A 12,077-nucleotide genomic window follows, 5' to 3' on the forward strand; every position below is an offset into this window, starting at 1 on the left:
ATGAAACCCTTCAGCTCGCCAGCCGCTGTTTGGCCGCCTGAATCGCCTGCCAGATGCGCTGTGGCGTCGCCGGCATTTCGATATGGGTGACGCCGAAATCGGCCAGCGCATCGACAATGGCGTTGATCGTCAACCCGAGCGCCGGCGTCGTGCCCCCTTCCCCGCCCGGGCGCATGCCGTGGGGATGGCTGGTCGCCGCCACCTCGCTCAGATCAGTGATGAAGCTCGGCAGGTCGCTGGCGCGCAGCATGGCGTAGTCCATGAAGGAAGCAGAGAGGTTTTGGCCATCCTGGGCATCATACCAGCATTGTTCCATCAGCGCCTGCCCGACGCCCTGGGCGATGCCGCCATGGGTCTGGCCGTGCAGGATCATCGGATTGACCGCGACGCCGACATCATCGACCGAGGTATAGCGCGCGAAGCTCAACGAGCCCGTCTCCGGATCGACATCGAGTTCGCAGACCGCCGTGCCATAGGGAAAGGCCAACCCTGGCGTCACCCGGTCGCAGGCGCCTTTCAGGGGCCCGCGCAAATCCTCGGGCAGCGCGGCGGTGTGGATAGCGAAACTCGTCATTTCTACAAGGGTGACAGTACGATCCGTGCCTTTCACCCGGCAGGCGCCCTCGGCGAACTCGATGTCCTCGACCTGGCCCTGGAACATGATCGCAGCGAGACGGCGTGCCTTCTCAGCAATCTGTTTCACCGACTCGCCGATGACGATGCTGGCATGGCGCATGGAGCGGCCGGAATGGGAGCCCCCGCCGGCCAACACGAAATCCGTATCGCCGGAGCGCACGCGCACCTTCTCAAACGGGACACCAAGCCATTCAGCGGCAACCTGGCTGAAACTGGTCTCGTGGCCCTGTCCTGAAGCCTGGGTGCCGATGATCACATCGACCGTGCCATCCTCCAAGATCGTCACCTCGGCGCGTTCGCGCGGCGCGCCACTGGTCGTCTCGATGTAATTGGCGATGGCGATACCGCGATAGAGACCGCGCTTGCGCGCCTCGCGCCGGCGCTTCTCAAACCCCTTCCAGTCGGCCAGTTCAAGGGCGCGGCGCATGACGCCGAGATAGTCGCCATTGTCGTAGACCACGCCAAAGGGATTGCGATAGGGCTGCTGGCTCGGCGGAATGAGATTGCGCCGGCGCAGTTCCACCCGGTCGAAGCCACATTGGCGCGCCGCAAGATCGATGATGCGCTCAACCGCATACATGGCCTCCGGCCGGCCGGCGCTGCGATAGGGGATCGTCGAGGGCGTATTGCTGATGGCAGCGCGGGCGCGGACATAGGCGGCCGGCACCCGATACAGGCTCGTCATCAGTTGCGAGCCCTTGTTGAGCGGCACGAAAGAAGCGGTGTGCGCGCCAAGGTTGCTCGTATTGACCGAACGGACCGCCAGGAAGTTGCCCTTCGCGTCGAGCGCCAGCTCCATGTCGATATCGAGATCGCGCCCTTGAAAATCCGACAGCAGCGCATCCTGCCGCTCGGCCACATATTTGACCGGACGGCCAATGAGGCGCGCCGCCCAGGCGACCAGCACGAATTCCGGATAAGTCGCGTTGCGCGTGCCGAAATTGCCGCCGACGTCGCCGGGCGCGATCACCCGGATCTGCTCAAGCGCGACATCCAAAGCATGGGCGATATCGGCGCGCATCTGGACGACGCCAATGCCATGGGAGGCATGGACCGTATATTTCTTGGCCTTCGGATCCCATTCGCCAATACAAGCACGCGGCTCCATATGGACGCCGGTGACGCGCTGGATCGCCGATTTGAACGACACCCGATGCGCCGCCTTGGCGAAGGCGGCGTCGGTCGCCGCCTTGTCGCCGATCTCGGCGTCGAGCGGCAGATTGGAGGGCACATCGTCCCACAGGCGTGGCGCATCGGCGCCGACCGCCTGGGTGCCACGCACCACGGCCGGCAGCACCTCCCAGTCGATCTCGATCGCCTCGGCAGCGTCGCGGGCGGCCAGCAGGGTTTCTGCGACCACGATCGCCACCGCCTCGCCGGCATAGCGGGCGCGGTCGGCCGGCAGCGGCATCTGCCGGGTGATCAGCCTTTCGGAGCCATCGAGATTGCGCAGCGGTACGTCAAAACCAACCCGCGATCCGCCGGTGCCGTGGGGGATGAATTTCAACCCCTGTTCGAGCACGTCGGCGCCGGTGAGCACGGCAAGGACGCCGGGCATGGCGCGCGCCGTGGTGGTGTCGATCCTGCGGATCGCGGCATGAGCGTGGGGCGACCGCAAGACATGGGCGTGCGCCAGCTTGGGGAATGTAATGTCGTCGGCAAACTGCCCTCGGCCGGTGATCAGCCGTTCGTCTTCCTTGCGGAGCGCCGGCTCACCGATGTGCTTCACCATGGCGTATTCCTCGACCTTTTCCGCGCGACCTTCGATCCGCTTTCCACGTCGCGGCGGGTCGCGTCTGCCTCAATTCGGTTGCGTTGTTTCAGGGAGCCAGACAAATTTCAATAGAGGATTGTGGTTTGGGACGCCGCGACCCCAGGCCGCAACCAGGTCTGGGCCTCTGCGTTTCAACTGGAATCCAATTTGCTCCGCTCTTACAGTGGGCAGGTTTGGGCAGCAGTCCGCAGCCGTGGCCTATGCCGACCGTTCGTGAGACAGTTCCAGAGAACAGGATGAGGCGGTGAACGTGCTGAGTAGTCCGAGTGAAAGCCAGAGCCAGCTCCGCCAAGCGATCCGCTTCGTGTTTCGCGGCGCGCCGGTGGAGATTTCCGACTTCGCGCCACATACGACCCTGCTCGACTGGTTGCGGCTCGAAGCCTTGGCCACGGGCACCAAGGAAGGCTGCGGCGAAGGCGATTGCGGCGCCTGCACCGTCGCCCTGGCGCGACAGCACAACGGCAAGACCGAGTATCTGCCGGTCAACGCCTGCATTTTCCTGCTCGGACAGGCTGATGGTGCGGAGATCGTCACCATCGAGGATCTTGCGGTCGATGGCGCGCTGCATCCCGTGCAGCAGGCGATGGTAACGCATCATGGCTCGCAATGCGGCTTCTGCACGCCCGGCATCGTCATGAGCCTGTTCACGCTCTATCGTCAGAGTGAACAGCCGGTGACACGCGACAGCATCTGTGATGCGCTGGCCGGCAATCTCTGCCGCTGCACCGGCTATCGGCCGATCATCGACGCGATGCTCGACGCTTGTGCCACGACTGAGCGTTCCGCCCTGCCCGCCGCATCGGGCCATCTCACGGCCACCGGCGACGAGGATATTTTCATCGGCGACGAGAGCAGCTTTTTTGCCGCGCCGGCAACAGAGACTACTCTGGCGAAACTCTATGCCAAACACCCCGACGCCCATCTCGTCGGCGGCGCCACCGATTTTGGCCTGACCATCACCAAGGGCCTGGCGGCGCCCAAGAAGGTGATCTGGCTCGGCCGCGTGCGCGGCTTCGACGACGTGCGAAGCTCGGCAACCGAAGTGTCGCTCGGCGCTGGCGCGCGTCTCGCCGACGCCGCGCCTTTGCTGCGGGAGCTGCATCCCGATCTCGGCGAGGTCATGCGCCGCTTCGGCTCGGCGCAGGTGCGCGCCTCCGGCACGGTCGGCGGCAATATCGCCAATGGCTCGCCGATCGGCGATCTGGCGCCGAGCCTCATCGCGCTCGGCGCGACCATCGAGCTGCAACGCCGCGACATTCGACGTACCTTGCCACTGGAAGACTTTTTCCTGGCCTATAAGAAGCAAGACCGGCAGGTCGGCGAATTTGTCCGCCGGATCATCGTCAAGCGGCCGGCCGCCACCGACAGCGTGCACATCTACAAGGTCAGCAAGCGCTTCGACGAAGATATTTCCGCCGTGCTCGCCGCGTTCAAATTCACGCTCGAGGGCCGTCGCATCGTCGCCGCGCGCACGGGCTTTGGTGGCATGGCCGCCATTCCGTCGCGCGCCCGCAAGACCGAAGCCGCGTGCCTGCGCGTCACGCTCGACGACGAACGGACCTGGACAGCGGCGCTCAACGCGCTGGCCGATGATCTACAACCGATCGACGACATGCGCGCCAGCGCCGCCTATCGCCAACGCGTCGCGCGCAACCTGTTGCGCAAAGCCTTCATCGAAGCCGGCGGCGGCAGCGCCACACGGCTCACCGCGCATTCTCTGGAGTTGACCGATGCCGCCGAATGAACAATTCGCCTCAGAGGCTTCCGGCGAGCGCCTGTCCGTCGTGCGCAAATCCTCGCCGCACGATTCCGCGCGCCTGCATGTGCGCGGCGTGGCGCCCTATATCGACGACATTCTCGAGCCGAACGGCACCCTGCATGTGGCGCCGGGCCTGGCAAGCGTCGCTTGTGGCACGATCACCAAGCTCGATCTCGACGCGGTGCGGACCGCGCCTGGCGTCGTCGCCGTGCTCACCACCGCCGACATTCCCGGCAAGAACGATGTCGCGCCGGCCTTTGGCGACGATCCTCTGTTCGCCGAGACGGAGATCATCTTCGCCGGCCAGGTGATGTTCGCGGTGGTCGCCAAGACCCGCGACGAAGCGCGCCGCGCCGTGAAGCTGGCGCGTATCGAGATCACGCCTGGCAAACCACTGCTGACCATCGAGGATGCACTTGCGGCCGATGCGAAAGTGCTGCCTGACTACGATTTCACCCGGGGCGATCCGGCGGCAGTAATCAAGGCCACGCCGCACAAGCTCGAAGGCCGGTTGCAGATCGGCGGACAGGAACATTTCTATCTGGAGGGACAAGCCGCCTTCGCCATTCCCGGCGAGGCCGGCGACATGCTCGTCCATTCCTCGACGCAGGACCCGACTGAGGTGCAGCATGTGGTCGGGCGCGTGCTTGCCATGCCCGATGCCTTCATCACCATCGAAACACGCCGCATGGGCGGCGGTTTCGGCGGCAAGGAAAGCCAGGCAGCGCAGACAGCTGTGCTCGCGGCGCTGGCGGCGCGCGTCACCGGAAAGCCCTGCAAACTACGGCTCGATCGCGACGATGATTTCGCCATGACCGGCAAGCGGCACGATTTTCGCGCCGATTGGGCGGTGGGGTTCGATGCGCAGGGTCGCGTCAGCGCCTATGACGTGACCTTGCATGCGCGTTGCGGCTGTTCGGTCGATCTGTCGCCAGGTGTCTGCGACCGCGCCATGTTCCATGCTGGCAATTGCTATTGGCTGCCGCAGGTCAAAATCCTGTCGACGCGGCTGCGCACCAACACCGTGTCGAACACCGCCTTTCGCGGCTTCGGCGGCCCGCAGGGCATGCTGGCGATCGAGCGGGTGATGGATGGCATAGCGCACGCGACGGGCCTCGATCCGCTCAACGTGCGCAAGGCCAATCTCCTGGGGCCTGGCGGCGACCAGACACCCTATGGCCAGAAGGCCGAGGATGCCGCCGTTCTCGTCGCGCTCATCGAGAAACTCGAAGTCTCAAGCGGCTATCGCCAGCGCAAAGCCGATATCAGCGCCTTCAATGCGAAATCGCGGATCATCAAGAAGGGCATCGCGCTGACGCCGGTGCAGTTCGGCATTTCCTTCACCTTGATCGCCATGAACCAGGCAGGCGCGCTGGTGCATGTCTATCAAGATGGTTCGGTGCATCTGAACCACGGCGGCACGGAAATGGGCCAAGGCCTGTTCACCAAAGTGGCGCAGGTGGTGGCGGAGGAATTCGGCATTCCGCTCGACTGGGTCCGCGTTACCGCGACCAATACGGCGAAAGTACCCAATACCTCGCCAACGGCCGCAAGCTCTGGCTCCGATCTCAATGGCATGGCGGCGCAGGTCGCCGCCGGCGCGATCAAGGCGCGGATGATCGCCCATGCGGTTGAGGCCTATGGCGTGCCTGAGAATAGCGTCACCTTCCGCGACGGCATTGTCTACATCGGCAATGCAACGATCCCCTTCCCTGATTACGCCAAGCAATGCCGGCAGGCGCGCGTACAGCTGTCCCATGCCGGTTTCTACAAGACGCCGAAGATCGAGTGGGATCGCGAGGCCCGCAAAGGCCGACCGTTTCTCTATTACGCCTATGGCGCTGCCTGTTCCGAGGTCGCCATCGACACGCTCACCGGCGAGATGAAGGTGACGCGCGTTGATGTGTTGCACGATGTCGGCAATTCGCTGAATCCGGCACTGGATAAGGGCCAGATCGAAGGCGGTTTCGTGCAGGGCATGGGCTGGCTGACGACGGAAGAACTGGTCTTCAACGACAAGGGCATTCTGACAACCCACGCGCCTTCGACCTATAAAATCCCGGTGGCCTCCGATGTGCCGAAGGATTTCCGCGTCGACCTGCTCGACCATCCCAATCGCGAGGCGACGATCTATCGTTCGAAAGCGGTCGGCGAACCGCCGCTGATGCTGGCGATCTCGGTGTTTTCGGCCATCCTCGACGCTCTGCACAGCACTGCGCCGGGGCGGCAAGTGCCGCTCGATGCGCCGGCGACGCCCGAACGCATCCTGATGGCGGCCGACGCGCTCGCCAAACGATCATGACGCCGTTCAGGCTGCTGCTTGACGCGATCGCCAGCGAAGGCAGCGCGGCGCTTGTCAGCCTGCCCCGCACCGCCGGTTCAAGCCCGCGCGACACAGGCGCCTGGATGGTGGTGCGCCCGTCCGGTGGCTTCAATGGCACGATCGGCGGCGGCGCGCTGGAATATGAAGCGATCGCCCATGCGCGGGAGGCGCTGGCACGCGCCAAAGAGCCGGTCATCGAACGCTCGCAAGCCTTGGGGCCGGATCTCGGCCAATGCTGCGGCGGTCGCGTCTGGGTGCGGATCGAGACATTCGATCGACACCATGCCGAAGAAATCCGCGCGCTCGCTGAGGTAACGCCCCGGCACTATATCGTGGCGAGCCCCGGCGCCGACGGCCGCATGGCACGGCGCATCGCGCCGATCGGCGAAGACAGCGCCATGGGCGTCGGCGAATATGTCGAGACCTTCGACGAGGTGCCAACGAGCCTGCTGCTGTTTGGCGCCGGTCATGTCGGCCGCGCGCTGGTGCTGGCGCTGGCGCCCCTGCCCTTCGTCGTGCGCTGGATAGACCCCCGCCGAGACATGTTTCCCGCCATGCCAGCCAATGTCACGCCGGTCGCCAGCCTCAATCCGGTGGAGGAGATCGATGCCGCTGACAAGGATGCGTTCATTCTTGTCATGACCCATTCGCATGCGCTCGATTTCGACATCGTCGCGCGGGCGCTGGCGGCACGGCGCTTCCCATACGTGGGGCTGATCGGATCGGCGACGAAGCGCGCGCGCTTCGAGCATCGCCTTGCCGATCTCGGCCTCGGTCCGCAGGCGATCGCCGCACTCGTCTGCCCAATCGGCATCGAGGCGATCGAAGGCAAGCTACCCGCCGTCATTGCGGCATCGACAGTGGCACAACTGCTGATCGTTCGCGAGCATGCCCGCAGCGCTTGACGACCCGTCATTGCAATGACGGTGAGATGTTCGCGCGGCGACGATCAGGCCGCCCGCAACGCACGCACAATACGGATCGCGCGGCGAAGCGTTGTCACGATGGCACCGATGACGATGATCCAGAGCGCCACGGTGAGGACTTGGTTGTGTCCGCCCCAGAACGGTTCGAACAGAGACAGAAGCGCCGCCGCACTGATCGTTGCCATGCGATGCTGTTTGGCCATCGGGCCGGAGAAGTCGGGCGGCAAGCCGGAGGCGCGGCCCAGTTCGCGCGTGTAAGCCGTCAGGATCGCAAAGCTGGCCGCGGCCCAACCAAGGGCCGGCTCGCCAATGCCGTAACCTACGCCAACGAAGATCAGCAGATCCGCGACACGATCGGGAAATTCGTTCCAGAAAGCGCCATCGGTGCTGCGTTTGCCGCCCTCTATGGCCACCATGCCATCGAAAAGATTGCAGAGCAGCCGCAGCTGACAGAACAACACCGCCACGATGAGAAGAACCACGCGCGGATCAGAGTCCGCCACGCCAGCGCGCCAGAACGCGATGCCAGCCAGTGCCGCCATCGCCATGCTAGCCATCGAGATTTGATTGGGCGAGATGCCCGTCTTCGTCAGGAAGCGGGCGATCGCATGCGCCCATCCGGTATCGCGGCTCGAGAGCGGGCGACGGTTAGGATCGTTTGTCATCGGATTTTCTGGCCCGCCAAAGAGAGAGATTGTAGAAAGCCGCATAGCTGGTCGCGACGGTTAATGGCACGGCGATCGTCCTGGCGATCTCAGGTGTGTCGGCAACCATATGGATAGCGGTCAGTAGGCTTGCCGAAATCAATCCAGCGATCACGGGCGGAAGGATAAGTCCTGCCAATCCTTCGAAACGCGTGGCGAGATATTCTATGCCGCGTTTCAGAACCAAGGTGATGCAGGCGGAGATCGCCCCCTGGATCAGCCCGGCGTAAAGCGGCGCCGGCATCGGGTGCGTATGGTTGGCGAAGGCGGCCCAGCTCCCCATGGCCAGGAACGCGACGGCGACATGCGTAACGCTGCTGCGCGCCAGGCGCGTGAACAGCGCGCTCACGTGGCCGACCAGCCATAGCGCACCAGATGGAAGAAGATCGGCGCCGAAAAGATCACTGAATCGAGGCGGTCGATAAAGCCACCATGGCCAGCGATCAAATGGCCCCAGTCCTTGACGCCCCGATCGCGCTTGATCGCCGACATGACCAGGCCGCCAAAGAAACCCATTACGACAATCACGAATGACAGGAATGCGGCCTGAAGCGGCGTGAAGGGCGTGATCCAGGACAGGCCGGCGCCGACAGCCATGGCGGAGAGCGCGCCGCCAACAAAGCCTTCGACCGTCTTGGAGGGCGACAATCTCGGCGCGATCTTGGTGCGGCCGATGAGCTTGCCCCAAACATATTGCAGGACGTCGCTTGCCTGCACGACGATGACGAGAAAGGCGATCAGCAGAACGTTACGTCCTTGATAGTCCGCGATATCGAGACTGAGCAAAGCCGGCACATAAGAGACGCAAAAGACGCAGATCATCAGTGCCCACTGCACCTCGGCGATACGGACCAGGAAATGATCCGTGTCGCCGCGCAAGGCTGCGATGATCGGCATCAGCAGGAAGGCGTAGACGGGAATGAAGATCGAATAGAGCCCGTACCAGTCAATCCAGATGAGATAGTACTGCACCGGCAGGACGACGAAAAACGCAGCCGCCAGCGCCCAATGATCGGCCCGCCGCGTATTGATGAGCGTGATGAATTCACGCAAGGCAGCGAAGGAGCAGAAGGCAAAGAGGAGCGTCACGCCCGTTTTGCCGCCGATCAGCGCGAGCCCCATCAACACGACCATCACCCACCAGGCGCGGATCCGATCGTTCAGATTCTCGATCACCGGATTCGACCCGTCGGGTGAGAGCTTAAGTTGCAGCCCGTAGCCTATTCCGGAGGCGATGATCAGGATCACGAGCAGGCCGCTCAGAACGATCACCAGGTTGGGCGGCGGAAGGGTCATGACGTCGCAGCCTTCGGAGAGAGAACCAGCAGGGCCGCTTCGGCCCTGGCTAGAAAGTCAAATTTTGTCTCGGTATCGTTCAGACGGAGGGCCGCGCCAAAGGTGACGGTGCAGATCAGCGGGATCGGCACGAATTCGCCCTTCGGCATGACGCGGTTGAGATTGTCGATCCACACCGGGACCAAGGCGACGTTCGGCCGGGCCTTGGCCAGATGATAGAGCCCGCTCTTGAACGGCAAGAGCCGCGACTCAGTCATGTTGCGCGTGCCTTCAGGAAACACGATCAGAGAGTCACCCGCATCGAGCGCGTCGCGCATCTGAATAATCGGATCCTGCGTCCGGGCATCCTTGTTGCGATCTATGAGAACGGCGTTGAAGACATCGCGGCCGATGAAACGCCGAATGCCACTCGTCAACCAATAGTCGGCCCCGGCAACAGGGCGTGTTTGGTGTCTCAGACGCCGTGGCAGGGTCGTCCAGATCAGAACGAAATCACCGTGGCTGACATGATTGGCGAAATAGATGCGCTGCTCGTCAATGGGCGCAACCCCCTCCCATCGCCCGCGCGCGGCGGTGATGAAGCGGGCGAAGACAATGACGATTGTCCCGACTATTCGCCCCGCGAAATGCCTGGAGGTTCGTGGTTCACTCATTTGGCCACCGTTTGTATCTCTCGACGATATTTCATTTCGCCGCTTTGAGTGATCCGCTTTACGTTCGTCCGTCGTCGACGCCGAAACAAGCTCTCTTTCGAGAGACGAGCTGCCGATGCGACGGTGGGGCCATAACATGCACCACCTTGGGTCACACCATTGTGCGTAAGCGCACATTGAGGGCCAAGTGCTTCACGGAGGGCCAAGTATTTCACGGAGAGCAAGTGTTTCACGGCGACGGAACGTGAAACTTTTACGACGTTTTGAGCTGAATACTCGTCCCGACGTTTTCCGCGCCGCTCGGGCAGCAGGCGATCCGGGAACCGAAGGAAACGATCGGCGTTGTTTGGAAAGTGCTCGCCCTTGGATATCCGATGGCGTCCCGGCCCGATCATCTTAATAGGCTCCGCCGATGGCCTTCCGGGAAATAGCAACGCTTTGCACCACCTCCCCATGGAGGCTCACGAGCATTCCTTGACGGGAACTTGCTTCCTTTCTAACTAGTAGGCCTCGCTTACCCGCCTCGGCCTTCGCGAGGATCTGTCGCAATCGCCTGAATTGGCAGGAAAACCGATTTAACGCTGGAGAAAACGACAATGGCATTCGAACTTCCCTCCCTGCCCTATTCCCAGAGCGCCCTCGCCGACAAGGGCATGTGCCAGGAAACTCTCGAACTCCACCACGGCAAGCATCACCAGGCTTACGTGACCGCCCTCAACGGTTTCGTCGAAAAGAACGACGCGCTGAAGGGCAAGTCGCTCGAAGAGATCGTCAAGCTGTCATTCGGCAAGGACGACATGGCCCCGGTGTTTAACAATGCCGGCCAGCATTGGAACCACATCCTGTTCTGGAAGGCGCTTTCGCCGAAGGGCGGCGCCATCCCGACAGCACTCGAAGCGAAGATCAAGGCGGATCTCGGCAGCGTCGAAGCGTTCAAGGAAGCTTTCAAGGCCGCCGCCACCAGCCAGTTCGGCTCGGGCTGGGCTTGGCTCGTCCTCGGCAAGGACGGCAAGCTGAAGGTCACCAAGACGCCGAACGGCTCCAACCCGCTCGCCACCGGCGAAGGCAAGGCCATTCTCGGCCTCGACGTGTGGGAACACAGCTACTATCTCGACTTCCGCAATCGTCGCCCCGACTATGTGACGAACTTCCTCGACAAGCTCGCCAACTACGAGTTCGCCGAAGCGGAACTGAAGTCCGCCTAAGTCGGATTTCGCAGACAGGTTTCGAGCCCCGGACGAAAGTCCGGGGTTTCTTTTATGTGAGACCGCGCACAGGAATAGCGGCGCCGTGCAGGGCGCGGGCCCGATCGGAAACCAGGAAGGCGCAGACATCGGCGACATCTTCCAGCGGCACCATCGACGCCTGCCCCATGGTGGCGCGGTTCTGCGGTGTCGCCATGGCCGAGGGCATGATGCAATTGACGTTGACGCCCTGGTGGCGCACCTCGTCCGACATCGCCTCCGTCAGCCGCGCCACCGCGCTCTTGGCCGCCACATAGGCGCCCATGCGGGCGACACCATGACCGGCGGCAAGCGCGGATACGAAGACGATCTTGCCTCGTCCCGCCGCGATCATCGGTGGCGTCAGGGCATGAGCTGTCGCCAACACTGACTTCACATTCATGCCGATCATCTTGTCGAGATCCACATCGGTCGTCTCATAGACCGTCGGCCCCATGGCGAAGCCGCCGACCGTGTGCACCAAAGCGTCGATGCGACCGAAGCGCTGCATGACCGTGTCGGCCACCTGGGCCATCGACGCGGCATCCGTCGCATCGCCCTGGATGTAGGAATAAGAGGTCGGTGACACCGGCTTGGCCGGCGGTGCCGATCCGCCGATGCCGATGATTTCGAAACCATCCTCGATCAGCCGCAGCGACACGGCGCGGCCCAGATTGCCGGTGGCTCCAGTGACTATGGCGACGGGCTTTGTTTCAGGCATGCGAAAACTCCTGACCAGGGATAGCAATTGATGTGTTGCCACAGACTGCCGGTGCGCTCACA

The 12,077-nt window shown here is 63.0% G+C and carries 10 protein-coding genes; 4 read left to right on the top strand and 6 right to left on the bottom strand.

Annotated elements, in window-relative coordinates:
- Positions 1 to 10: 10 nt before the first annotated feature.
- Positions 11 to 2,368, bottom strand: coding sequence for a xanthine dehydrogenase family protein molybdopterin-binding subunit (locus tag BLW50_RS09295; RefSeq protein ID WP_090700692.1), 2,358 nt, complete (start codon positions 2,366 to 2,368; stop codon positions 11 to 13).
- A gap of 286 nt (positions 2,369 to 2,654) precedes the next feature.
- On the opposite strand from BLW50_RS09295, the gene xdhA reads away from it, so the two are divergent.
- The 3 genes from xdhA to xdhC are packed head-to-tail and all read left to right on the top strand — an operon-like array spanning position 2,655 to position 7,397.
- Entirely contained in the window at positions 2,655 to 4,154 is a 1,500-nt protein-coding gene (gene xdhA, locus BLW50_RS09300) for a xanthine dehydrogenase small subunit (RefSeq protein ID WP_244544185.1), read from the top strand.
- Positions 4,141 to 6,471: a xanthine dehydrogenase molybdopterin binding subunit gene (gene xdhB, locus BLW50_RS09305; RefSeq protein WP_090700696.1), complete on the top strand. Its 2,331-nt coding sequence runs from the start codon at positions 4,141 to 4,143 to the stop codon at positions 6,469 to 6,471. The genes xdhA and xdhB overlap by 14 nt, the downstream gene beginning before the upstream one ends.
- On the top strand, positions 6,468 to 7,397 hold the full coding sequence (gene xdhC / locus BLW50_RS09310; RefSeq protein WP_090700699.1) for a xanthine dehydrogenase accessory protein XdhC: 930 nt from the start codon (positions 6,468 to 6,470) through the stop codon (positions 7,395 to 7,397). The genes xdhB and xdhC overlap by 4 nt, the downstream gene beginning before the upstream one ends.
- Before the next feature lie 44 nt (positions 7,398 to 7,441).
- On the opposite strand, the gene BLW50_RS09315 is transcribed toward xdhC, so the two are convergent.
- Genes BLW50_RS09315 through BLW50_RS09330 form a run of 4 tightly spaced genes read right to left on the bottom strand, consistent with a single transcriptional unit; the run spans position 7,442 to position 10,071 of the window.
- On the bottom strand, positions 7,442 to 8,083 hold the full coding sequence (locus BLW50_RS09315) for a CDP-alcohol phosphatidyltransferase family protein (protein WP_090700702.1): 642 nt from the start codon (positions 8,081 to 8,083) through the stop codon (positions 7,442 to 7,444).
- Complete coding sequence (locus tag BLW50_RS09320; protein WP_090700705.1) at positions 8,067 to 8,471, bottom strand: hypothetical protein; 405 nt, start codon at positions 8,469 to 8,471, stop codon at positions 8,067 to 8,069. The genes BLW50_RS09315 and BLW50_RS09320 overlap by 17 nt, the downstream gene beginning before the upstream one ends.
- Positions 8,468 to 9,418, bottom strand: a complete 951-nt coding sequence (locus BLW50_RS09325) for a phosphatidate cytidylyltransferase (protein ID WP_090700709.1) — start codon at positions 9,416 to 9,418, stop codon at positions 8,468 to 8,470. The genes BLW50_RS09320 and BLW50_RS09325 overlap by 4 nt, the downstream gene beginning before the upstream one ends.
- Positions 9,415 to 10,071: a lysophospholipid acyltransferase family protein gene (locus BLW50_RS09330; RefSeq protein WP_090700713.1), complete on the bottom strand. Its 657-nt coding sequence runs from the start codon at positions 10,069 to 10,071 to the stop codon at positions 9,415 to 9,417. The genes BLW50_RS09325 and BLW50_RS09330 overlap by 4 nt, the downstream gene beginning before the upstream one ends.
- Positions 10,072 to 10,667: 596 nt before the next feature.
- Between BLW50_RS09330 and BLW50_RS09335 the strand changes: the two genes are divergently transcribed.
- On the top strand, positions 10,668 to 11,276 hold the full coding sequence (locus BLW50_RS09335) for a superoxide dismutase (RefSeq protein WP_090700719.1): 609 nt from the start codon (positions 10,668 to 10,670) through the stop codon (positions 11,274 to 11,276).
- Between the two features lie 52 nt (positions 11,277 to 11,328).
- Here BLW50_RS09335 and BLW50_RS09340 read toward each other — a convergent pair whose 3' ends face one another.
- The gene (locus BLW50_RS09340; RefSeq protein WP_090700723.1) at positions 11,329 to 12,015 is read right to left on the bottom strand and encodes an SDR family NAD(P)-dependent oxidoreductase; all 687 of its coding nucleotides are present in this window, start codon (positions 12,013 to 12,015) and stop codon (positions 11,329 to 11,331) included.
- Positions 12,016 to 12,077 lie beyond the last annotated feature (62 nt).

This window comes from Beijerinckia sp. 28-YEA-48, assembly GCF_900104955.1.
Taxonomy (GTDB): domain Bacteria; phylum Pseudomonadota; class Alphaproteobacteria; order Rhizobiales; family Beijerinckiaceae; genus Terripilifer.